Source organism: Leifsonia tongyongensis, from assembly GCF_010686705.1.
In the GTDB taxonomy this organism is placed as follows: Bacteria; Actinomycetota; Actinomycetes; order Actinomycetales; family Microbacteriaceae; genus Diaminobutyricibacter; species Diaminobutyricibacter tongyongensis.
Window position 1 is genome coordinate 584195 of record NZ_JAAGWY010000002.1, and the last position, 22755, is coordinate 606949.

At 67.1% G+C, this 22755-nt stretch carries 20 protein-coding genes; 10 read left to right on the forward strand and 10 right to left on the reverse strand.

From position 1 onward, the window contains the following. Positions 1–93: 93 nt before the first annotated feature. A complete protein-coding gene (locus G3T36_RS10740; protein WP_163289774.1) occupies positions 94–993 on the forward strand; it encodes a sulfurtransferase in 900 nt (299 codons plus the stop codon). 81 nt (positions 994–1074) lie between these two features. After that, entirely contained in the window at positions 1075–1518 is a 444-nt protein-coding gene (locus G3T36_RS10745) for a SufE family protein (RefSeq protein WP_163289775.1), read from the forward strand. On the opposite strand, the gene G3T36_RS10750 is transcribed toward G3T36_RS10745, so the two are convergent. Beyond that, the gene (locus tag G3T36_RS10750) at positions 1515–2726 is read right to left on the reverse strand and encodes an alpha/beta hydrolase family protein (RefSeq protein ID WP_338031550.1); all 1212 of its coding nucleotides are present in this window, start codon (positions 2724–2726) and stop codon (positions 1515–1517) included. The two genes, G3T36_RS10745 and G3T36_RS10750, sit on opposite strands and share 4 nt — an antisense overlap. 69 nt (positions 2727–2795) lie before the next feature. Between G3T36_RS10750 and G3T36_RS10755 the strand changes: the two genes are divergently transcribed. The 4 genes from G3T36_RS10755 to G3T36_RS10770 all read left to right on the forward strand — a co-directional run bounded on the left by G3T36_RS10755 (position 2796) and on the right by G3T36_RS10770 (position 7993). After that, on the forward strand, positions 2796–3392 hold the full coding sequence (locus G3T36_RS10755) for a DUF3000 family protein (RefSeq protein ID WP_163289776.1): 597 nt from the start codon (positions 2796–2798) through the stop codon (positions 3390–3392). Then, positions 3385–4581, forward strand: coding sequence for an HRDC domain-containing protein (locus tag G3T36_RS10760; RefSeq protein WP_163289777.1), 1197 nt, complete (start codon positions 3385–3387; stop codon positions 4579–4581). Before G3T36_RS10755 ends, G3T36_RS10760 begins: the two co-directional genes overlap by 8 nt. A gap of 73 nt (positions 4582–4654) precedes the next feature. Then, entirely contained in the window at positions 4655–5851 is a 1197-nt protein-coding gene (locus tag G3T36_RS10765) for an acetyl-CoA C-acyltransferase (protein ID WP_163289778.1), read from the forward strand. Between the two features lie 6 nt (positions 5852–5857). Further along, a complete protein-coding gene (locus tag G3T36_RS10770; protein WP_163289779.1) occupies positions 5858–7993 on the forward strand; it encodes a 3-hydroxyacyl-CoA dehydrogenase NAD-binding domain-containing protein in 2136 nt (711 codons plus the stop codon). Between the two features lie 52 nt (positions 7994–8045). On the opposite strand, the gene G3T36_RS10775 is transcribed toward G3T36_RS10770, so the two are convergent. Further along, positions 8046–9023: an aldo/keto reductase gene (locus tag G3T36_RS10775; protein ID WP_163289780.1), complete on the reverse strand. Its 978-nt coding sequence runs from the start codon at positions 9021–9023 to the stop codon at positions 8046–8048. Further along, on the reverse strand, positions 9020–9400 hold the full coding sequence (locus G3T36_RS10780) for a MerR family transcriptional regulator (protein ID WP_163289781.1): 381 nt from the start codon (positions 9398–9400) through the stop codon (positions 9020–9022). Before G3T36_RS10780 ends, G3T36_RS10775 begins: the two co-directional genes overlap by 4 nt. 77 nt (positions 9401–9477) lie before the next feature. Between G3T36_RS10780 and G3T36_RS10785 the strand changes: the two genes are divergently transcribed. Both G3T36_RS10785 and G3T36_RS10790 read left to right on the forward strand, forming a co-directional pair. Further along, positions 9478–10014, forward strand: coding sequence for a dihydrofolate reductase family protein (locus tag G3T36_RS10785; protein ID WP_240148435.1), 537 nt, complete (start codon positions 9478–9480; stop codon positions 10012–10014). 83 nt (positions 10015–10097) lie between these two features. After that, positions 10098–11303: a N(5)-(carboxyethyl)ornithine synthase gene (locus G3T36_RS10790; RefSeq protein WP_163290298.1), complete on the forward strand. Its 1206-nt coding sequence runs from the start codon at positions 10098–10100 to the stop codon at positions 11301–11303. A gap of 13 nt (positions 11304–11316) precedes the next feature. On the opposite strand, the gene dxs is transcribed toward G3T36_RS10790, so the two are convergent. The 6 genes from dxs to dut all read right to left on the reverse strand — a co-directional run bounded on the left by dxs (position 11317) and on the right by dut (position 20598). Further along, the gene (dxs, locus tag G3T36_RS10795; protein WP_163289783.1) at positions 11317–13278 is read right to left on the reverse strand and encodes a 1-deoxy-D-xylulose-5-phosphate synthase; all 1962 of its coding nucleotides are present in this window, start codon (positions 13276–13278) and stop codon (positions 11317–11319) included. 83 nt (positions 13279–13361) lie between these two features. After that, positions 13362–16178 (reverse strand): aconitate hydratase AcnA, encoded by a 2817-nt coding sequence (gene acnA, locus G3T36_RS10800; RefSeq protein WP_163289784.1) that lies wholly within the window; start codon positions 16176–16178, stop codon positions 13362–13364. Positions 16179–16296: 118 nt separating this feature from the next. Then, entirely contained in the window at positions 16297–18672 is a 2376-nt protein-coding gene (locus tag G3T36_RS10805) for an HAD-IC family P-type ATPase (protein WP_163289785.1), read from the reverse strand. Positions 18673–18680: 8 nt separating this feature from the next. Next, positions 18681–19481: a DUF3159 domain-containing protein gene (locus G3T36_RS10810; protein ID WP_163289786.1), complete on the reverse strand. Its 801-nt coding sequence runs from the start codon at positions 19479–19481 to the stop codon at positions 18681–18683. Positions 19482–19492: 11 nt separating this feature from the next. Next, positions 19493–20116: a DUF3710 domain-containing protein gene (locus tag G3T36_RS10815; protein WP_163289787.1), complete on the reverse strand. Its 624-nt coding sequence runs from the start codon at positions 20114–20116 to the stop codon at positions 19493–19495. Beyond that, the gene (gene dut, locus G3T36_RS10820; protein WP_163289788.1) at positions 20113–20598 is read right to left on the reverse strand and encodes a dUTP diphosphatase; all 486 of its coding nucleotides are present in this window, start codon (positions 20596–20598) and stop codon (positions 20113–20115) included. Before dut ends, G3T36_RS10815 begins: the two co-directional genes overlap by 4 nt. Positions 20599–20636: 38 nt before the next feature. On the opposite strand from dut, the gene G3T36_RS10825 reads away from it, so the two are divergent. After that, entirely contained in the window at positions 20637–21098 is a 462-nt protein-coding gene (locus G3T36_RS10825) for a DUF3093 domain-containing protein (protein ID WP_163289789.1), read from the forward strand. On the opposite strand, the gene G3T36_RS10830 is transcribed toward G3T36_RS10825, so the two are convergent. Next, positions 21095–21388 (reverse strand): DUF4193 domain-containing protein, encoded by a 294-nt coding sequence (locus G3T36_RS10830; RefSeq protein ID WP_163289790.1) that lies wholly within the window; start codon positions 21386–21388, stop codon positions 21095–21097. The two genes, G3T36_RS10825 and G3T36_RS10830, sit on opposite strands and share 4 nt — an antisense overlap. 206 nt (positions 21389–21594) lie before the next feature. Here G3T36_RS10830 and sepH point away from each other — a divergent pair, with 206 nt between their 5' ends. Then, positions 21595–22755 carry a septation protein SepH gene (gene sepH / locus G3T36_RS10835; protein WP_163289791.1) on the forward strand — a complete coding sequence of 387 codons (1161 nt, stop codon included), beginning with the start codon at positions 21595–21597 and terminating at the stop codon, positions 22753–22755.

The window sequence follows — 22755 nt, forward strand, 5'->3', positions numbered from 1 at the left end:
ATGCGTAGGTTCGTGAGTGGAGTCCGGCCTCAAGCCTAAACCGACCCGACACGATTGTTCCCGCGCCCACAAGGCGCCAGCAGGAGGTAGCCCATGGCCATCGAGGCCGATCCGTCCCCGTCCTTTGCCGACTACGCGCATCCCGAGCGGCTCGTCAGCACGGAGTGGCTCCAGGAGCACCTCGGCGCCCCCGGCCTCGTCGTGGTCGAATCCGATGAGGATGTGCTGCTCTACGACACCGGCCACATCCCCGGTTCCGTGAAGATCGACTGGCACACGGATCTCAACGATCCGGTCGAGCGCGACTTCGTGAACAGTGAGGCCTTCGCCCGTCTCGCCGGCTCGAAGGGCATCTCCCGGGACTCGACGGTCGTCATCTACGGCGACAAGAACAACTGGTGGGCTGCGTACGCGCTGTGGATCTTCACGTTGTTCGGGCACCAGGACGTCCGGCTCCTCAACGGCGGCCGCGACAAATGGATCGCCGAAGGCCGGGAGATCACCACCGACGTGCCGTCGCCGGCCCCGGCCGAGTACCCCGTCGTCGAGCGCGATGATCACACGGTGCGCGCCTTCAAGGACGACGTGCTCGCGCACCTCGGCAAGCCGCTCATCGACGTCCGCTCGCCCGAGGAATACAGCGGAGAGCGCACCGAGATCCCCGGCTACCCCACCGAGGGTGCGCTCCGCGCCGGCCATATCCCGTCGGCCGCCTCCGTGCCGTGGGCGCGCGCCGCGGCACCGGATGCGACGTTCAAGTCCCGCGCCGACCTCGATGCGATCTACAAGGGCGAGGCCGGTCTCGTCGAAGGCGACGACGTGATCGCGTACTGCCGTATCGGCGAGCGGTCGAGCCACACCTGGTTCGTCCTCACCCACCTCCTCGGCTTCGAGAACGTGCGCAACTACGACGGCTCCTGGACGGAGTGGGGCAGCGCTGTGCGTGTGCCCGTCGTGCAGGGCACCGAACGCGGCGAGGTTCCGACGCGCTGATCGCTGTGTGACCGGCGGTTCATTCCCACGGGGAAGAACCGCCGGCTCCTGCGCGTTGTGGATGCTGGGAGAATGGGATCGATGACCGACATGACACTGGCACCTGCCCTCGCGGAGATCCGCGAGGACTTTCTGGCGCTCGAACAGCCCGATCGACTCCAGCTGCTGCTGGAGTTCTCGAACGACCTGCCGGAACTGCCTGAGCGCTACCGTGACCACCCCGACCTGTTCGAGCGCGTCGTGGAATGCCAGTCGCCGGTCTACATCTTCGTCGAGGTCGACGAGCACGATGTCGTCCACCTCTTCGCGACGGCCCCGCGCGAATCCCCGACGACGCGTGGCTTCGCCTCGATCCTCGCCCAGGGACTCGCCGGGCTGACCGCGGACGAGGTGCTCGCCGTTCCGGACGACTATCCGCAGATGCTCGGCCTCACGCAGGCGGTGTCCCCGCTGCGCATCCGTGGGATGTCCGCGCTCCTCGGCCGCACCAAGCGGCAGGTGCGCGAAAAACTGGCCGCCGCCTAGGCGGAGCGCTCCCGCGACCGGCTCGAATCGGTGACGTGTGCCGTCAGCCATTCGGCGATCGAGCGGCGCCAGCGCTCCTCGTCGTAGTTCCAGAGTTTCGTGTGCAGTGCTGTCGCGAACGGCACGAACGTTACGATATCCGGTCGCGCGACCGCGAGGGCGCGTGAACTCGTCGAGGGGACCCAGCCGTCGTCATCGCTGTGGAGTACGAGCATCGGCAGGCTCAGGTCGGCCGCGCGCGCGACGAAGTCCATGCTGGCGAAGTCGATCGCCGCGCCCTGCCCGGTGATCGGGGCGCCCCACTCCGAGCCGATGATGCGCAGTGCCCCCAGCGTGATGACGGGCGGGAGCTTCAGGAGTTTCGCCTGGTACTCGAGCGCATCGATCCAGTCGATCACCGGCGACTCGAGCACGAGGCCTGTGATCAGGTCGGCCGACGGCGAGCGGGTGATCGTCTGGAGGACCACTGCGCCGCCCATCGACCAGCCCATGAGCACGATCGACGTCGCCCCCCGGTCCTTCGCGAAACGGATGGCCGCCTCGACGTCGAGCCATTCGGTCCCGCCCAGCCCGTAGCGCTTGTCCTCGCTGGCGGGCGCGTCGGGGTCGTTGCGGTACGAGATCAGCAGCGACGAGTACCCGGATGCGTGGAACACCGGCACCGCCCGCAGGCCTTCCGGTCGCGCCGCCCCCCAGCCGTGCACCTGGATGACCCAGCGGGACTGGTCGGCGCCCATCTCCCCCGCCGGGATGTGCCAGGCGGGCGCCTGCCCGAGCGTCGTCTCGATCTCGACGCTCTCGACGTCGAATCCGAGTTCTTCCGGAGTCAGGTAGTACCACCCGCTCAGGCGGGCACGGTTCGTGGGGTGGAGCTCGCCGAAGACCACGTCGATGAGGGTGCGGGTGACCGTCCCGTTCGAACGGTCGACCACGCCGCCGATGCGTGCGTAACCACTGTCGTCGTCGAACCAGAGACCGTACCGCCCGGGCACCGACGCATCCGGTGTCCCAGCCAGCGTGACCGTGCTCTCGACCGGGTCGACCGCCAGGATCCGCTGATTCTGTGGCCGCTTCCGCACCGGTACGACGACGGCGCGCGCAACGCGGGCCATCGCATACCCGACGAAGGCGATGCCCGCCAGGCTGAGCACGGTGACCGTGCCCATCGCCGTCCAGAGGATCTTCGCTCGTCCGTTCGTCCCGGCCACGTGCCGCCTCCCTCCGTTGCCGCGGCGTGCCTTCGCTCGCGCAACGCTTACGAACTCTAGTCTTCGTACGTGTCGACTACACCCTCAGCACCGCACATTCCAGCGGAGTTCACTGCGGCGCTGGAGGCGATTCGCAGGGCCAAGGCACGGCCGGAGCTCGTTATCACCGAGATACCGGCGCCGGGCCAGCTCGCACCCTACGCCGTGGCGCTTTCGGCGGATGTGCGGCCGGCACGCCACGGAAGCGACTCGGATCTCGGCACGGGCCGTTTCATCCTCCTGTACGATCCGGACGAGCCGGAGGCCTGGGGCGGCCGGTTCCGCGTCGTCTGTTTCGCGCAGGCGCCGCTGGAGACCGAGATCGGACTGGACCCGTTCCTCGCCGAGGTCGCGTGGTCGTGGCTCGTCGACGCCCTCGACGCCCGCGGCGCCAAATACACCGCGGCGTCCGGCACGGCCACGAAGATCATCTCGACCGGTTTCGGCGAACTGGCCAGGCAGGCCGACGGCTCCCAGATCGAGCTGCGCGCATCCTGGACCCCCCTCGAGCACGATGTGGCGGCCCACGTCGAAGGCTGGGGCGAACTGCTCTGCATGCTTGCCGGGTTGCCTCCTACGGGAGAGGGCGTGAGCCTCCTCTCCCCGAGACGGGCGAATCGTGGCTGACCATACCGTCATCGATTCACGTGGGGCGTACCTCGAGGCGACGGAGGCGATCGCAGCCGGCACCGGACCGATCGCCGTGGATGCGGAGCGCGCATCCGGTTTCCGCTATTCACAGCGCGCCTATCTGATCCAGATCTTCCGGCGCGACGCAGGCACCTTCCTGTTCGATCCTCCCGCCGTCGGGCGGTTCGACGAGCTGGACGCCGCGATCGCAGACGACGAGTGGGTGCTGCATGCGGCGACCCAGGACCTGGCCTGCCTTCGCGAGGTCGGTCTCGACCCTGCGCACATCTTCGACACGGAACTCGCTGCTCGACTCCTCGGGATGCCGCGGGTCGGCCTCGGGACGGTGGTCGAAGAGCTCCTCGGCATCCACCTCGCGAAAGAGCATTCGGCGGCCGACTGGTCGACGCGCCCTCTCCCGGAGCCCTGGCTGAACTACGCCGCCCTGGACGTCGAGCTGCTCCCCGACCTTCGCGACGCCATGGCCGCCCTGCTAGCTGAAGCGGGAAAGACCGAGATCGCGGCCCAGGAATTCGACGACGAACTCCAGCGCGACCTGAAGCCGGCGCGTGCGGAGCCGTGGCGGCGGCTCTCGGGCGTCCACTCCATCCGCGGGCTCCGCAACCTCGCGGTCGCGCGCGAGTTGTGGCTGGCGCGCGACGAACTCGCACGACAGACCGACATCGCGCCCGGGCGTCTCGTACCGGATGCGTCGCTCACGGCCGTCGCGCGCATCCTGCCGGAGAGCAAGCGGGCACTAGCGTCTCTCCGCGAGTTCAACGGCCGGGCGAGCCGTACCGAACTGGACCGCTGGTGGGCGGCGATCGAAGCCGGTCGAACGACCACCGACCTGCCGGTGATGCGCGGCAACGCCGACAGCCTGCCTCCGCCCCGTGCCTGGGCCGACCGGAATCCGGAAGCGGATGCCCGGCTCAAGGCGGCGCGGGCGGCGATCGCCGAACTGTCGGAGCGCGTCGCGATCCCGGTCGAGAACCTGCTCACCCCCGAGACGCTGCGGCGCATCGCCTGGTCGCCTCCCACCGACCCGACGGCAGCCGCGATCGGCGATTCTCTCGCTCATTTGGGCGCCAGACCCTGGCAAATTGAGGCAACCTCACAGGTGATCGCTCAGTCGTTTGTGGATGCTGTACAAAAAGCCGACGACCCTGCCGAAGCCGATTCGTAGGTTCAGGCAAACGATTCTTTCCGCCGAACGGCCGACCTTAGGATCGAAGCCGACGTGATAAGTGGGAGGCATTGTGGCCGAGAAAGCTGATGTCGTCTTCGTCGACGGAGTCCGTACTCCGTTCGGGCGAGCCGGCGAAAAAGGGCAGTACTGGAACACCAGGGCGGACGACCTGGCGGTCAAGGCCATCATCGGCCTGATGGAGCGCAACCCGAACGTTCCGAAGGACCGGATCGACGACGTGGCCATCGCAGCGACCACCCAGCAGGGCGACCAGGGGCTCACCCTCGGTCGCACTGCCGCCCTCCTGGCGGGCCTCCCCAAGTCCGTCCCCGGCTTCGCCATCGACCGCATGTGCGCGGGTGCGATGACCAGCGTCACGACTCTCGGCGCCGGGATCGGGTTCGGTCAATACGACCTGGCGATCGCCGGTGGAGTCGAGCACATGGGCCGGCACCCGATGGGATTCGGCGCTGACCCGAACCCGCGGTTCCTCGCGGAGCGCCTTGTGAGCGAAGACGCCCTCAACATGGGCGTGACCGCTGAGCGCATCCACGACCGCTTCCCGGAGCTCACGAAAGAGCGTGCCGACCGCTTCGCGATGCGCAGCCAGCAGAAGGTGGCCGCGGCCTACGCCGCAGGAAAGATCCAGCCCGACCTGGTTCCGGTCGCGATCCGCAGCGAAACCGGCTGGGGCCTCGCGACGGAGGACGAGGGGATGCGCCCCCAGACCACCATGGAAGGCCTCGCCACCCTGAAGACCCCGTTCCGCGCGCATGGACGCGTCACCGCGGGCAACGCGTCGCCCCTCACCGACGGTGCCACGGCGAGCCTGCTGGCCTCCGGAGACGCGGTGAAGGAATTCGGACTCAGTCCGAAGATGCGCATGGTCAGCTTCGCCTTCGCCGGCGTCGAGCCCGAGATCATGGGCATCGGTCCGGTCCCGTCGACCGAGAAGGCCCTGCGCAAGGCGGGACTCACCATCGACGACATCGGGCTGTTCGAACTCAACGAGGCCTTCGCCATCCAAGTGCTGTCGCTCCTCGACCACTTCGGCATCGATGACGAGGACCCCCGCGTCAACAAGTGGGGTGGCGCGATCGCCATCGGTCACCCGCTCGCCGCATCCGGCGTGCGCCTCATGATCCAGCTCGCAGCGCAGTTCGAAGAGCACCCGGAGGTGCGCTACGGCCTGACGGCGATGTGCATCGGACTCGGCCAGGGCGGCTCGGTCATCTGGGAGAACCCCCACTTCAACGGAAAGGCCTAGGCGTCAATGACCGACTACTCGAAGCTCGACTTCAGCCCGCTGCTCGACATCGACCCCGACGAGGTCGTCACGCACTCCTATATGCGCGACGTGCCGCTGCGCGGAGGCAAGACGCTTGCCCTGGTCACCCTCGACAACGGTCGCGACCACACCCGCCCGAACACGATGGGCCCGGCTACGCTGCTGGAGCTCGGCACGACGTTCGACACGCTCACGGAACGTGCCAAGCGGGGTGAGATCCACGGAGTCGCGGTCACGGGCAAGCCGTTCATCCTGGCGGCCGGCGCCGACCTCAGCAAGGTCGGCGAGCTGCCGAGCGCAGAGGTCGCCAGGCTGCTCCCCCAGCTGGGCCACCACGTGCTGGGCAAGCAGGCGGAGTTCGGTGTTCCCTCGTTCGTCTTCACGAACGGTCTGGCGCTCGGAGGCGGTGTCGAGATCGGCCTGAACGCCGACTACCGCACGATCGACCGGTCGACGGCGGCGTTCGCGCTGCCCGAGGTGTTCCTCGGCCTCATCCCGGGGTGGGGCGGCGCGTACATCCTGCCCAACCTGATCGGCATCGAGAACGCCCTCAAGGTGATCATCGAGAACCCGCTCAAGCAGAATCGTGTGCTTACGGCCGACGAGGCGTTCCACCTCGGCATCGCCGACGCCATCTTCGACTCGGCGAACTTCCTCGAAGACTCCATCCGGTGGGCCGACGGGGTCATCGCGGGCGAGATCACGGTGAAGCGGCCCAACGCTCCCGGCAAAGTGGAGCGGCTCGTGAAGTGGGATGCCGCGATCGGCATCGCCCGCAAGATGCTCGAGAGCCGCATCGGGAGCGTCCCGAAGTCCCCGTATCGCGCACTCGACCTGCTGAAGGCGGCGAAGAGCGGCACGAAGGAAGAGGGCTTCGAACGCGAAGACGTGGCCCTCGCGGAGCTCGTCACAGGTGACCAGTTCCAGGCGAGCATCTACGCGTTCAACCTCGTGCAGAAGCGCGCGAAGCGGCCGGCGGGAGCGCCCGACAAGGCGCTGGCGAAACCGGTCACCAAGGTCGGCGTGATCGGCGCAGGCTACATGGCCAGCCAGTTCGCACTGCTGTTCGTGCGACGCCTGCGGGTGCCTGTGGTCATCACCGACCTCGACCAGGCCCGCGTCGACAAGGGCGTCGCCTACATCCACGACGAGATCGCGAAGTTGCTCGACAAGGGTCGGATCTCGTCCGACGAAGCCAACCGCCTGCGCGCACTCGTCACCGGCACGACCGACCGGTCGCTCTTCGCCGACGCGGACTGGGTCATCGAGGCCGTCTTCGAAGAGTTGGCGGTCAAGCAGGACGTCTTCGCCGAATTCGAGGAGTACGTCTCGCCCGAGGCCGTCCTCGCGACGAACACGTCGTCGCTGTCGGTCGAGCAGATCGGCGCGAAACTCAAGCATCCGGAACGCCTCGTCGGCTTCCACTTCTTCACCCCGGTGGCCGTCATGCCGCTCATCGAGGTCGTCAAGACCCCCAACACCGATGACGCGACGCTCTCGACCGCGATGGTGACCGCCGCGAAGCTGCGCAAGAACGCCGTGATCACCGCCGACACCCCCGGCTTCGTGGTCAACCGCGTGCTGGCGAAAGTGCTCGGCGAGGCGATGCACGCGGTCGACGACGGGACGCCGTTCGAGGTGGTCGACGAAGGGTTCGCACCGCTCGGACTCCCGATGGCGCCCTCCGCGCTCCTCGACCTGGTCGGGCTCACGGTCGGTGCGCACGTGCTCGACACGCACCACGCCGCCTTCCCCGACCGCTTCTACCGCAGTGAGAACCTGCACAAGCTGGCCGAGTACGGGACGCTCCTCGAAAAGGACTCCAAGGGAAAGATCAAGGGCCTGGACAAGGGCGCGGCGAAGATCGTGTCCGGCGGCACGTCGCCGTGGACGAAGGAGCAGATCCTTTCGCGCCTCGAAGACGGCCTGGCCGACGAGATCCACCGGATGCTCGAAGACGATGTCGTCCACGCGGCCGAAGACATCGACCTCTGCATGATCCTCGGAGCGGGCTTCCCGTTCCAGATGGGCGGGATCACGCCCTACCTCGACCGTGTGGGTGCGAGCGAGCGCGTCTTCGGCGACACCTTCCACCACCCGCCGATCCGCGGTATCGGCTAGCTGCTGTTCGCGAAGGGCGGGTCCTCTCCCGAGGGCCCGCCCTTCCCCTGTTTCAGCGGTTGAGCGGCGTCATGTCGGCGTAGCGGTCGCCGACGGGCGCGGCGACAGCGCCGAGGGACGCGAGCTGCGCATCCGTCAGGACGATCGCATCCGCGGCCACGTTCTGCTCCAGGTTCGCCACCCGCCGGGTCCCCGGGATCGGTGCGATGTCGTCGCCCTGCGCAAGCAGCCAGGCGAGGGCGACCTGGCCCGGTGCCGCCCCGATCTCGCTCGCCACGGCGTCCACCTGCTCGACGATGCGGATGTTCGCGGCGAGGTTGTCACCCTCGAACCGCGGGTTGTACCGCCGGAAGTCGCCCTCGTCGAGTTGGTCGAGCGACCGGATGGTTCCGGTCAGGAATCCGCGACCCAGTGGCGAATACGGTACGAATCCGATTCCGAGTTCGCGCACGGTCGGCAGGATGTCCTTCTCGACATCGCGCGACCACAGCGAGTACTCGGTCTGGAGCGCCGTCACCGGGTGGACCGCGTTGGCGCGGCGGATGGTCTCGGGCGCCGCCTCGGACAGCCCGTAGTGACGGATCTTGCCCTCCTCGATCAGCTCGCTGAGCGCACCGACGGTCTCTTCGATGGGCGTACCCGGGTCCATCCGGTGCTGGTAGTAGAGGTCGATGTAGTCGGTGTTCAGGCGCTTCAGGGAACCTTCGACCGACAGCCGCACGTTCTCCGGGCTGCCGTCGAGCCCGCGCTCGTTGGTCGACCGGTGCAGGATGGTGCCGAACTTCGTGGCAATGACGACCTGCTCTCGTTTGCCCGCGAACGCCTTCGCCAGGAGTTCCTCGTTCGTGTACGGCCCGTAGATCTCCGCCGTGTCGAAGAAGGTGACGCCGAGTTCCATGGCGCGGTGGATCGTCGCGATCGAGCCCGCCTCATCCGTGCCAGCACCGGTGTAGAACGCCGACATGCCCATGCAGCCCAGCCCGAGGCGCGAGACCTCCAGCTTGCCGGTTCCGAGTGTGATCTTCTTCATGCATTCACCTTTTCCTTGTAGAGCGAGATCTTGTAGTCGATGGCGGCGAGACTCTTCTTCATCTCGTCGAGCTGCTTCACCACGTTCATGCGATGGATCAGCAGCAGTTCCAGACGCTCGGCCGTGGTGTCGTCTCCCCGGCGGGCGAGCTCGACGTAGTCGCGCATCCGCGCGATCGGCATCGCCGTGAGCCGGAGCTTCGTCAGGAACGTGACCCAGTTGAGGTCGGCCTCGGTGTAACGACGATGGGTCGACGACGAACGGTCGACCGGCGTGAGCATCAGCCCTTCACGCTCGTAGTACCGCAGCGTGTGCGTCGAGAGGCCCGTGAGCTCGGCGACGTCGGAGATCGACATCGCCGCTGGTGTTGTGGTCATGTGGCCACGATAGAACTTAGAGTGCACTCGAAGTCAAACGGATGCCGTCGTCGGCCGTCGCTGGTAGCGTGCGGCGCATGGCACACACCGTCTACTACGTCGCCTCGTCGATCGACGGCTTCATCGCGGATGCGGACAACGGTATCGACTGGCTGGAGCAATTCGGGTTCACCGCTTTCGAAGACGACTACGAGAAGTTCGTCGCAGGCATCGGAGCGATCGTGATGGGGTCGGCGACCTACGACTTCCTGCTGAGGCAGCAGAACCTCGAATGGCCGTACCCGGGAATCCCGACCTGGGTGCTCACCCATCGCGACCTGCCGGTCATCGAGGGCTCTCTGGCGGTCTTCTGGGCCGGTGATATCGCGCAACTCGATGCCGAACTCCGTGAGGCGGCGGGCGATCGTGACGTCTGGGTCATCGGTGGCGGCAACGTGGCGGCCCAGTTCGCAGACGCCGGCCTGCTGGACGAACTGCGGGTGACGATCATGCCCGTCCTCGTCGGCTCCGGAAAGCCGCTGCTGCCCGTGGCACGGCCCACGGCTCCCCTGCCTCTCGTGCGAACGACACCGTTCGAGGGCGGCGCCGTCGAACTCGTCTACCGGCTCACCTGATCGGGCGAACCTGACAGCCGCACAGGTTCGGGGCATAGAGTCACGCACACGGAGCCATCGTGGCGCCCACCAAGGGAGCCATCATGGATGTTCCGCAGGAAACCAAGTTCTTCGATGCGATCAGCTTCGACCCGCCGCCCCTGAGTCTCGGGGTACTCGCGACCTCACGCAAACCGCGGGAGCGTCGACTGCCGCTCCATCCCGCGCGCCTCGACCGCATCGACGCCGACCTGCGATCGGGCATCATGCTGGAGCACGGGTACGGACTGCGGTTCGGACTCACGGATGATCAGCTGCGCCCGCTCGTCGGAGGCATCGGAACACGTGCCGAGGTGATCGCCGAGGCCGACGTCATCGTGCTGCCGAAACCGCAGCACAGCGATCTGCACGACCTCCGCGACGGGCAGATCCTCTGGGGATGGCCGCACTGCGTGCAGGACCGGGAGATGACCCAGCTGGCCATCGACAAGGGGCTCACCCTCATCGCGTTCGAGGCCATGAACCACTGGAAACGCAGCGGCGGCTTCGGGCTGCACGTCTTCCACAAGAACAATGAGCTCGCCGGCTACTGCTCTGTGCTGCACGCTCTCGAGATCGTGGGCCTCACGGGCGACTACGGTCGTCGCCTGAGCGCGGTGGTGATCGGGTTCGGTGCGACCGCACGCGGGGCCGTCACGGCGCTGAACGCGCACGGCGTGCACGACGTGCAGGTGCTGACGAACCGTGATGTAGCCGCTGTCGGCTCCCCCATCCACTCCGTCCACATCGTGCAGTTCGACCACGACGTGATCGCCCCGCATCTCAGCCACGTGATCACCGAACACGGCCGAGCGCCCCTGGCTCCGTTCCTCGCCGAAGCCGACATCGTGGTCAATTGCACGCTGCAGGATCCGAACGCGCCACTGACTTATCTCGACGAGGAGGACCTGGCCGCATTCGCCCCCGGAAGCCTCATCGTCGACGTCTCGTGCGATGAAGGGATGGGCTTCACCTGGGCGAGACCCACCACGTTCGACGAGCCGATCTTCGAGGTCGGCGACCATGTGCGCTATTACGCCGTCGACCACAGCCCGTCCTACCTGTGGGACTCCGCCACCTGGGAGATCGGCGAGGCGCTCACTCCGTTCGTGCGCACCGTGATGGGTGGTCCGGTGGCGTGGGAGGCCGACGACACGATCCGCCGGGCGATCGAGATCCGGGACGGCCTGATCGTCAACCCCGCCATTCTCGAGTTCCAGTCGAGGGAAGCCGAAAGCCCCTACCGGCCGATCGTGGTCGCTGCTCCGTAAGCAGCGTCAGCGTTCAGAGACGCTTCTCTCCTGCGCTGCGCTGGTCGACGTCCTGGCCGTTGGCGGCCTCCGGGGGCAGCGGACGCGCGACCGGCACCTTGCTCCCGAGCACCTGGGCGACCAGGTCGCGAGCGATCTTCTGCGGCGTGAGCCCCGCGTCTTCGAGGATCTGCTCACGCGTCGCGTGATCGAGGAACGCGTCAGGCAGACCGAGCTCGTCGACCGCGGTGTCGATGCCGGCTTCGCGGAGGTCCTGGCGCACCCGGGTTCCGATCCCACCGACGCGGATGCCGTCTTCGATGGTGACGACGATCCTGTGCTCTGCGGCGAAAGTGAGAATCGATCGCGGCACGGGCACGACCCAGCGCGGGTCGACCACGGTCGCCCCGATACCCTGGGCGGCGAGCCGCTCGGCGACCTTGAGGCCGAGGTCGGCCATCGGTCCGACGGTGACGAGGAGGACATCCTTGTGCGGCGCCTCGCGGAGAACGTCCACGCCGTCTGCGGTGCGCCGCTGCGCCTCGATGTCGGGGGCGACGCTGCCCTTCGGGAAGCGCAGCACTGTCGGCGCGTCATCGACGGCCACGGCCTCGCCGAGTTCTTCCCGGAACCGAGTGCCGTCGCGCGGTGCGGCGAGGCGGATGTTCGGGACGACCTGCAGGATCGCCAGGTCCCAGATGCCGTGATGGCTCGGGCCGTCCGGCCCTGTGACGCCGGCGCGATCGAGCACGAAGGTGACACCCGCCTTGTGCAGGGCGACATCCATGAGCACCTGGTCGAAGGCCCTGTTGATGAAGGTTGCGTAGATGGCGACCACGGGATGCAGTCCCCCGAACGCGAGACCCGCTGCGCTCGTGGCCGCATGCTGTTCCGCGATCCCCACGTCGTGCACGCGGTCGGGGAAACGCTCGGCGAACTTGTGCAGACCCGTCGGACGGAGCATCGCGGCGGTGATGCCGACCAGTCGAGGGTTGCGCTCGGCGAGCTTGACGATCTCGTCGGCGAAGACGGAGGTCCACGATTGTTTGTTCGAGCTCTCGATGGACTCGCCCGTCTCAGGGTCGATCTGCCCGACGGCGTGGAACTGGTCGGCGGCGTCACGGACCGCCGGCTTGTAGCCGTGCCCCTTCTGCGTGATCATGTGCACGATGACAGGAGCGCCGTAGTTCTTCGCCTGGCGGAGCGCCTCCTCCATCGCATCGATGTCGTGACCCTGGACGGGCCCGATGTATTTGATGTCGAGGTTCGAGTAGAGCGCTTCGTTGTTCCAGAACCGGCTGAGGAAGCCGTGAAGCCCGCCGCGCATCCCCCGATAGAGCGACCGCCCCGGGGTGCCCAGGCGGTCGAATGCCTTACGGCTGGTCAGGTACAGGTTGCGGTAGCTGCGCCGGGTGCGGACGGTGTTGAGGAAGCGCGCCATCCCGCCGATCGTGGGAGCGTACGAGCGGCCGTTGTCGTTGACGACGATGATGAGCTTGCGCGTGTTGTCGTCGGTGATGTTGTTGAGCGCTTCCCACGTCATCCCGCCCGTGAGTGCGCCGTCGCCGACCATGGCGACCACGTGGCGGTCGTCTTGGCCGGTCATCGAGAAGGCGCGTGAGATGCCATCGGCCCAGGAGAGGGAGCTCGACGCGTGCGAGCTCTCGACGATGTCGTGGACCGACTCGGAGCGCTGAGGATAGCCGGCGAGTCCTCCGCGCTGGCGGAGCATGCTGAAATCCTGCCGGCCGGTGAGCAGCTTGTGCACATACGACTGGTGGCCGGTGTCGAAGACGATGGCATCCCGGGGCGAGTCGAATACCCGGTGGATGGCGATGGTGGACTCGACCACGCCGAGGTTGGGGCCGAGGTGGCCGCCCGTCTTCGAGACGTTCGAGATCAGGAACTCCCGGATCTCGGCGGCGAGCTGGACGAGCTGCTGCTTGGAGAGAGCGTCCAGGTCGCGGGGACCGGAGATGGTCTCGAGGATACTCATGGGTTCCACTTTAGGCGTGCGCGCTCCGGAATGACCGAGTGCCGCTGTTTCAGCCGAAACAGCGGCACTCGTTCTGGATGCGCTCAGGCCACGAGGCTCCGCAGGACGTACTGCAGGATTCCGCCGTTGCGGTAGTAGTCGGCTTCTCCGGGTGTGTCGATGCGGACGACCGCGTCGAACTCGACGGTCGCCTTGCCGGCGGGAGAGTCGCCACTGGGTTCTGCGACGACGTGGACGGTCTTCGGCGTCGTGCCTTCGTTCAGCTGCTCGAGGCCGGTGATGCTGATGACCTCGGTGCCGTCGAGGCCGAGCGACGCCCAGGTCTCGCCTACGGGGAACTGGAGCGGGACGACGCCCATGCCGATCAGGTTGGACCGGTGGATGCGCTCGAAGCTCTCCGTGATCACCGCACGCACCCCGAGAAGGCTGGTGCCCTTGGCCGCCCAGTCGCGCGACGAGCCGGAGCCGTACTCCTTGCCGCCGAGGATGACGAGCGGCGTGCCCTGCGCCTGGTAGTTCTGCGACGCGTCATAGATGAACGACTGCGGGCCGCCCTCCTGCGTGAAGTCCCGCGTGTACCCGCCCTCGACACCGTCGAGCAGCTGGTTCCTGAGGCGGATGTTCGCGAAGGTCCCGCGGATCATCACCTCGTGGTTGCCGCGACGCGATCCGTAGGAGTTGTAGTCCTTGCGGTCGATGCCGTGCTCGTCGAGGTACTTTCCGGCGGGGCTGTCGGCCTTGATGTTGCCGGCCGGGCTGATGTGGTCGGTCGTGACCGAGTCGCCGAGCTTGGCGAGCACCCGGGCGCCGGCGATGTCGGTGACCGGCGTCGTCTCGAGGGTCATGCCGTCGAAGTACGGGGGCTTGCGCACGTAGGTCGACTTCGCATCCCATTCGAACACCGAACCGGTGGGCGTCGGAAGCGACTTCCAGCGGTCGTCTCCCTCGAAGACGCTCGAGTACTGGTGGGTGAACATCCCCTCGTTGATGGACGAGTCGATGGTCTCCTGAACCTCGGCCGCATCCGGCCAGATGTCGCGGAGGAACACGTCGTTACCCTCCTTGTCCTTGCCGAGCGCGTCGACCTCGAAGTCGAAGTTCATCGAACCCGCGAGGGCGTAGGCGATCACGAGCGGCGGGCTCGCCAGGTAGTTCATCTTGACGTCGGGGTTGATGCGGCCTTCGAAGTTGCGGTTGCCCGAGAGCACCGCGGTAACGGCGAGGTCGTTGCTGTTGACCGCCTGCGAGATCTCCTCGATCAGCGGTCCCGAGTTTCCGATGCAGGTCGTGCAGCCATAGCCGACGTTGTAGAAGCCGAGGTCTTCGAGGTAACGGGTGAGGCCGGCCTTCTCGTAGTAGTCCGTGACGACCTTGGAGCCGGGCGCAAGGGTGGTCTTGACCCAGGGCTTGGACGTCAGACCCTTCTGCGCCGCGTTACGGGCCAGGAGGCCCGCGGCCAGCATCACAGAGGGGTTCGACGTGTTCGTGCACGAGGTGATCGCTGCGATGGCGACCGCACCGTGGTCGAGGGTGAACGACGTTCCGGTCTCGGCGATGGTCACTGGCGTCGGGCTGGATGCCGACTTCGGTGCGTGGCTGTGATGGTGGTGCTCGTGGTGGCTGTTCGTGTCCTCGGGGCTGAGCTCGCCGGGGTCGGAGGCCGGGAACGACTCCGAGATGGTGAGGTCGACGATGTCGTGCGAGATCTCGGCGTAGTCGACCAGGTCCTTCTCGAACTGATCCTTCGCCTCGGCCAGGATGATGCGGTCCTGCGGACGCTTCGGGCCGGCGATCGAGGGGACGACGGTGCCCAGGTCGAGTTCGAGGTACTCGCTGAAGACAGGCTCCTTGTCGGCGTCGTGCCAGAGCGACTGCAGTTTCGAATACTGCTCGACAAGGGCGATCTGCTCGTCGCTGCGGCCGGTGAGGCGCAGGTACTCGAGGGTGACCTCGTCGATGGGGAACATGGCGGCCGTGGAGCCGAACTCGGGGCTCATGTTGCCGATGGTCGCGCGGTTCGCGAGCGGCACCTCGGCGACGCCGGCACCGTAGAACTCCACGAATTTGCCGACCACACCGTGCTTGCGCAGCATCTGCGTGATGGTGAGCACGACGTCGGTGGCGGTCACGCCGGTCGGGATGGCACCGGTGAGCTTGAAGCCGACGACCTTCGGGATGAGCATCGAGACCGGCTGGCCGAGCATCGCCGCCTCCGCCTCGATTCCGCCGACGCCCCAACCGAGAACGCCGAGACCGTTGACCATCGTGGTGTGCGAGTCGGTGCCGACGCAGGTGTCGGGGTAGGCCTGAAGCGCGTCGCCCACCTGGCGGGTCATCGTGACCCGGGCCAGGTACTCGATGTTGACCTGGTGCACGATGCCGGTGCCCGGCGGGACGACCTTGAAGTCGTCGAAGGCCGTCTGGCCCCAGCGGAGGAACTGGTAGCGCTCACCGTTGCGCTCGTATTCGATGTCGGTGTTGCGCTCGAGCGCATTCTCGGTGCCGAACAGGTCGGCGATGACCGAGTGGTCGATGACCATCTCGGCCGGCGCGAGCGGGTTGATCCTGCGGGGGTCGCCACCGAGGGCGGAGACCGCCTCACGCATGGTCGCGAGGTCGACGATGCAGGGCACGCCGGTGAAGTCCTGCATGATGACACGCGCCGGAGTGAACTGGATCTCGGTGTCGGGCTCGGCGGTGGGCTCCCACGCGCCGAGGGCGTTGATGTGGTCGGCCGTGATGTTCACGCCGTCTTCGGTGCGAAGCAGGTTCTCGAGGAGGACCTTCAGGCTGAACGGGAGCTTCTCGTAGCCCGGGACGGCGTCGATCCGGAAGACTTCGTAGTCCGTCGACCCGACCCGGAGGGTGTCCTTTGCTCCAAAGCTGTTTACCGCAGACACGTTGCCCTCTCCTTCATCGGCAGGCGTGGAAATGACCAGCCCCCATGTTCAATATATCTTGACGTCGAGATAAATCTAGCACAGCACTTTTACGCAGCAGGACGTGTCGAATGCCCGGTCATTCCCGGTCGAACACCAGTCCGCGCCGCTTCGCGAAGCGGTAGAAGACTTCGATTCCCACCGCCCCGATCGCACCCACGACGATACCCCAGAGCAGTTCGAGCGACACCGGGATATGCATCATGAAGAACTCCCTCGGGAGGGGCAGCACGCAGACAAGGACCATCGCGACGACCACACCGGCCAGCAGGGCGAGCCTCGGCCAGCTGAGCGGCCGCGTGAGAACGCACAGGATCCAGAGCGACACGCAGAACAGGGTCACCGTCGTGATGCTCCTGGCCTCCTGAAGCGGGATGTTCCGGTAGAGCGGCAGGTATGCGAGCACGCATGCGGCGGCGGCGATGGTGCCCGTCGGGATCGAATACGTGAGGATGCGCCGCAGTACCCCTGGCGTGTAGATGCGCCGGTTGGGCGCGAGGGCGAGCACGAACGACGGGATGCCGATCGCCAGCGTCGACACGAGGGTGAGCTGCCGCGGAAGGAACGGGAACGGCAGCAGCAGCACAGCGCTGACCAGGGCGAGAAGAATTCCGTAGACGGTCTTGGCGAGGAAGATGTTCGAGACCCGTTCGACGTTCGCGATGACACGACGACCGAACGCGAGCACGTCGGGGAGCCGGTCGAAGCGGTTGTCGAGCAGCACGATACGGGAGACGGCCTTCGTCGCCGCGGTCGCCGTGCCCATCGCGATGCCGAGGTGCGCATCCTTGATCGCCATGGCGTCGTTCACACCGTCGCCGGTCATCGCGACCGTGCGTCCCATCTCGCGGAGGATGCCCACGGCTGTGCGCTTCTGCTCCGGGCTCACCCGGCCGAAGATGTCAGAGGTCTGCAGGGCGGCCGCGAGTTCCGCATCCCCGTCGAGCTTCGACGCGTCGACCGCCTCGCCCTCCAGGTCGAGGGTGCGCGCGATCGCCGACACGGTCACCGGATTGTCGCCCGACATGACCACGACGCGGACCGCCTGAGTGCGGAAGTAGGCGAGCGTCGCCTGTGCGGTCGGTCGCACCGACTCCTCGAAGACGACGAGCTGAGCGGGCTCGACGCGCACGCCCCGGATGGGCGCATGCACCTCGGTCGGAAGCGGATCGACGGCCCGCACCAGGGCGAGCGTGCGCTGACCGGTCGCGGCGATCGTGTTGGCGCGGGCGAGTTCGTCGGGATGCTCCGTCAGAAGCCGTTCGGGCGCACCGAGCAGCCAGGACGACCGTTCGCCGCTCGCGGACAGCACGACCCCGCTGTATTTCGTCGCCGAACTGAACGGGATGCGTCGCTCGACGGTCACGGCATCCGAGCGGAAGTGCCGCGACAGGATGCCCGCGGTCGCGTTCCCGGCGTCGTCGGCCCCGAACGCCGCGAGGGCGAGCTCTGCGTGGGACTGCGGTACCGCATCCCCCAGACTCACGGTGCGGTCGAACGCCAGTTCGCCGCTCGTGAGCGTGCCGGTCTTGTCGAGGCACAGGACGTCGACGCGGGCCAGCACTTCGACCGCAGCGAGTTCCTGCACGAGCACCTTACGGGCGGCCAACTGAATCGCAGCCACCCCGAAGGCGAGGCTCGTGAGGAGCACCAGGCCCTCGGGGATCATCCCGACGACGGCCGCGACGGCATCCAGCAGGGCACGCCGCCAGCGCCCGTTCTCGCCGAGGGTGGCGAGTCCGCCGTAGGTCAGTACCCGCCCGATGAGGGTGATCAGGATGACCGGCCCGAGGATCCAGGACAGGTAGACGAGGATGCGGTTGGTCGCGTCACGCAGTTCGGAATGCACGAGCGAGTGCTTGCGGATCTCCGACGTCAGCCTGCTCGCGTACGAGTCGGCCCCGACAGCCGTCACGGTCGCGTAGCCCGTACCGCTCACGACATGGGAGCCCGAGAGGAGCCGGTCGCCGTCGTCCTTCAGCACCGGGTCCGCCTCGCCGGTCAGGAGGGACTCGTCGAGGCCGAGCCCGTTGCTCTCCACCACCACCGCATCCGCTGGGATCTGGTCCCCCGGTCTCAGGACGAGGAGGTCGTCGAGGACCACGTCCCCCAGGGCCACGGTCTCGACCGACCCGTCGCGTTTCACCCGGCTCTCCGGCGCGGCGAGGAGGGCCGCGCGGTCCAGCACGAGTTTTGCGCGCACCTCCTGGACGATGCCGATCAGCGCGTTCACGACGACGACGCCGTAGAAGAATCCGTCGCGCAGGTCGCCGAGCACGATCACGGCGATGAAGCAGACGGTCAGGATGCCGTTGAAAAGTGTGAAGACGTTCTCACGAAGGATGTCCGAGATCGAACGCGACGTCGGTTGCGTCACCGTGTTGCCACGCCCGCTCGCGTGGCGTTCTGCCACCTCCGCGCGGGTCAGTCCCTCCCCTGTGCGCGCGTACGTCACGGCGGCCCTCAGGTCCGGTTCGACTCGGGCCGGTCGTCGCCGGCTGGTTCGTGCTTCTCGTCGTTCTTCGGCGATCCGCCGACACCGTAGAGTCCCCGGACGACGAACCAGGTGACGAGCAGGAGCGGCGCGTACAACGGAACGCCCATGATCAGTTTCGCGATTCCGAGGCCGGTCGTCGCGGCGTCGGTGTGCGCGAGGTAGAGCGGCAGCTCGACGATCAGGCGGGCCGCGAACAGAAGGAACCAGAGGAAGGTCAGCGCCTGCATCACCCGGAACTTCGTCCGGTCCTTACGCCACGCGAGACCATCGCCCATCAGGTAGCCGGACGCCAGGCCGATGAGCGGCCAGCGAACCAGGATCGAGATGAGCAACGCAGCGCCGTAGAGCAGATTCAGGCCGATGCCGAACAGGAAGTTGTCTTCGCCGCGCCCGGTGATGAGCGCGAGGATCGCCGAGGCGCCGACGCCGATCAGGCCCGCGATGGCCTGCGTGACGGGCGTCTTGCCGATGATCCGGACCGCGGTGAACACGACGGCGACGAGGACGGAGGCTCCCAGCGACAGCGGCACGTTCGTCGTGAAGGTGAAGAGGATGAGGAAGACCAGGCCCGGAAGGATGGTCTCCAGCAGCCCGCGGACGCCTCCGAGCGCGGCCATGAGCGCCGTGCCGGTCGAGGTCTCGCTGTCGGCGAGCTGACCGATACCCGACGTGCGCGCGGCCTTCGCGAGGCTCTCGCCGATGGCGCCGGGCACACTGGCCTCGCGCTCGTCGTCGTTCGGTTCCGATGGTCGGCCGGTGCTGGACATGTTCGGCAGGCTCACACGGGAATCGTTCCGTCGCCTGCAGCGGGAGCAGCCGGCATCCGGAGCGGGATCAGGTCGCGGGGAGGCATGGGGACGTTGCCGCGAACGACGACGATGCTGCGGAAGAGGTCTTCGACCAACGCCGCTGCATCTGCCTTGATGGCCGCGTCGCCGGCGATCACGCCGCGCAGGAACCAGCGCGGGCCATCGACACCGACGAAGCGCGCGACGCGGGTCTCGCCGCCGGGGCCCTGGGTCGATGCGACAGGGATCTCCGCGACCAGTTCCGGCCCGAAGACCCCGTCGCGTACGGTCGTGCGTCCACCCTGGCGCTCGACCTGCTCGGCGATCTGCTCGCGGATCTCATGCCAGAGTCCGCTGGAGCGGGGAGCTGCGAACGGCTGGACCTGCAACGTGGAATTGGCATAGTCGAGACCGACGGCCACGACGCGCTGGGACTCCTCCTCGACCTCGAGGCGCAGGTGCAGGCCTTCACGGGGAAGGATCTTCACCCCGCCGAGGTCCACATACGGCCGGACCGGATTGGCTTCGCTCTCGTCGAGCGGCCCTTCGGTCTCGCGATCCGCCGGCGCCGACTTCTCCCAGCTGACGGGATCAGTGCTGCTCGTGTCGGTCACGCTGGTTCTCCTGACTTGACGCTGTCGTGGGGCACGGTGCTGTGCTCCGCGCTGTAGCCGGTCGAGCCGAATCCCGCGGTTCCGCGGCGGCTCTCCGGAAGGCTGTCGACGGGCACGAACGTCGCCCGCGTCACCGGCATCACGATCAGCTGGGCGATCCGGTCGCCGACGGCGATATCGTACGGCATCGAACTGTCCGTGTTCAGTACGGTCACCCGGATCTCACCGCGATAGCCCGCATCCACCGTCCCCGGTGAGTTGACGATCGTGATGCCGTGGCGAGCGGCGAGCCCGCTGCGGGGAACCACGAAACCGGCGAAACCGTCGGGCAGCGCGATGGACACCCCGGTGGGGACGGTAGCGCGCTCACCAGGCCGGAGGGTCACGGCAACGGCGGCGCAGAGATCGGCGCCGGCGTCGCCAGGGTGGGCGTAGGCCGGCACATGCTCGGCGACGATGGGAACGTCAACGGTATCGGTCACGTGTCGAGGGTAGTGCAGAAGTCTGATCGAATAGAGCCATGGTTCTCTATCGTGAACGGCTCTGGGCCGCTCCCTGGCTGTACATCTCGACAGCCCTCGTCATCCCGGCGAGCATCATCGTCTTCGCGCCCATTTCGATGGTGGCCGGCATCATCACGGCCATCCTGCTGTACGCCGGATGCGTGGGCATGCTGATCGCTTCATCGCCGGTCATCCGCGTGACCGACAGCGAACTGTTCGCCGGCCGTGCGAGCATCCCGCTCGCCCTGGTTGGCGAGCCGACCGGCTACGGTGCGGATGCGGCCGCGCTCGAACGGGGCCAGCGGCTGGATGCGCGTGCCTGGCTGCTCATCCGCGGCTGGGTCAAGCCCGTCGTCAAGGTGCCCATTCTCGACCCCCAGGATCCCGCGCCGTACTGGCTGCTCTCGACAAGAAGCCCGGACCGTCTGGTCCGGGCTCTCGATGAAGGTCGACTCGCGGCTGCGAATTCCGCCTCCTAGGCGGCGCACTCCACGCAGATCGGTCCGAGCTTCGTCTCGTGATCGATCTGCGAACGGTGCTTCACCAGGAAGCAGTTCACACAGGTGAATTCGTCGGCCTGGGGCGGGAGGACCACGACGTCGAGGTCGAGGTCGGAAAGGTCCGCGCCGGGGAGTTCGAAGCCACCAGGGTTGTCCGCATCGTCAACGTCGACAACTCCGGACATCTTGTCCGGGACACGCTCCTTGAGGGCCTCGATCGACTCCGAGTCGTCTTCGGTCTTCCGCGGTGCGTCGTAATCCGTTGCCATGCCCATCCACTTCTCGTATTAACGACCGATTGTTCGCAATCGGCGGCCATAGTTTGCATCAAACCGCAGTGAATAGCAAACCACTCGCGTAGCTCATTGCCACTGCTCGGTGATCAACTTCCGGCGCGCCACGGTTATTCCCCGGAAATGGGGGTGGCACGTGGCATTCTTGCGACGTAGGCGGAGAGGTGGGAAGGCATTTCATCATGCAGGATTTAAAGGTCATCGGAGTCGAGAACGGTGCACTGCTCGCCGCGAGCGACGACGGTGAGCGGTTCCGCATCGCCATCGACGAGGTATTGCAGTCCCGGCTTCGCCAGCGCAAGACCGAAGCCGCCCCGAACGCACCGAAACTCTCGCCGCGCGAAGTGCAGGCTCACATCCGTTCCGGCATGTCCGCCGAGGATGTGGCCGCCGTCACCGGGGCGACCCTCGAGTACATCCAGCGCTTCGAGGGCCCGATCGTCGCGGAACGCGAGCACATCGTCGCCTCTGCGCTGAGCGTGCCCGTCCACACGACCGCCGACGTCGACCCGCTCGGCGAGGGCGCGACCTTCGGCGCCGTCATCCGCGATCGCCTCGCATCGCTCGGTGTCTCCGGCGAACGCTGGGCGAGCTGGAAGGACGCCGAGGCGGGCTGGATCGTCAAGCTCGAATTCACGGCCGACCAGATCGACCACGATGCACGGTGGGGCTACGACGCCCGCAAGCACTCACTCGCCCCACTGAACTCGGAAGCGACGACGCTGTCGCAGCAGGGAGAGCTGAAAGGCGCGCTCATTCCCCGCCTGCGGGCCGTCGCGCCCCACTCGTCCGAACCGGACGAGTCGCGGTTCGACAGCGGCGCCTTCACGTTCCACGAGACGCCGAGCGACCTCCTCGGGCCGGATGCGGCTCCTTTCCTCGAACCCGTCGCCTACAGCCGCACGATCCCGTCGGCGAACAACTCGATCTCCATCTCCGCCATCAAGCGCTCCGACGATGTCGAGCCGAAGGACCTGCACCAGACCGCTGACCTCCTCGAGGCGCTCCGCCGCCGTCGCGGTGAGCGCGAGGCCGCCAGTTTTCAGGAGAAAGCGGATGCGCCGTCGCCGGATCACGGCGTCCGGGCCGTCGACGTGCCGCTGGATGAGCTGGACGTGATCTCCGTGACGCCCGCCGAGATTCCCGCGCCTCCCCCGCAGTCTGCGACCAGCTCGCAGTCGAACTCCGGGCAGTCGAACTCCGGGCAGACAAACACGGGGCAGACAAACACGGGGCAGTCGAACACGGGGCCTCAGGGGCGTATCGGCAAAAAGGGCCGCGCCTCGATGCCGAGCTGGGATGAAATCGTCTTCGGCGCGCGCACGGACGACGACCTGGCCTGA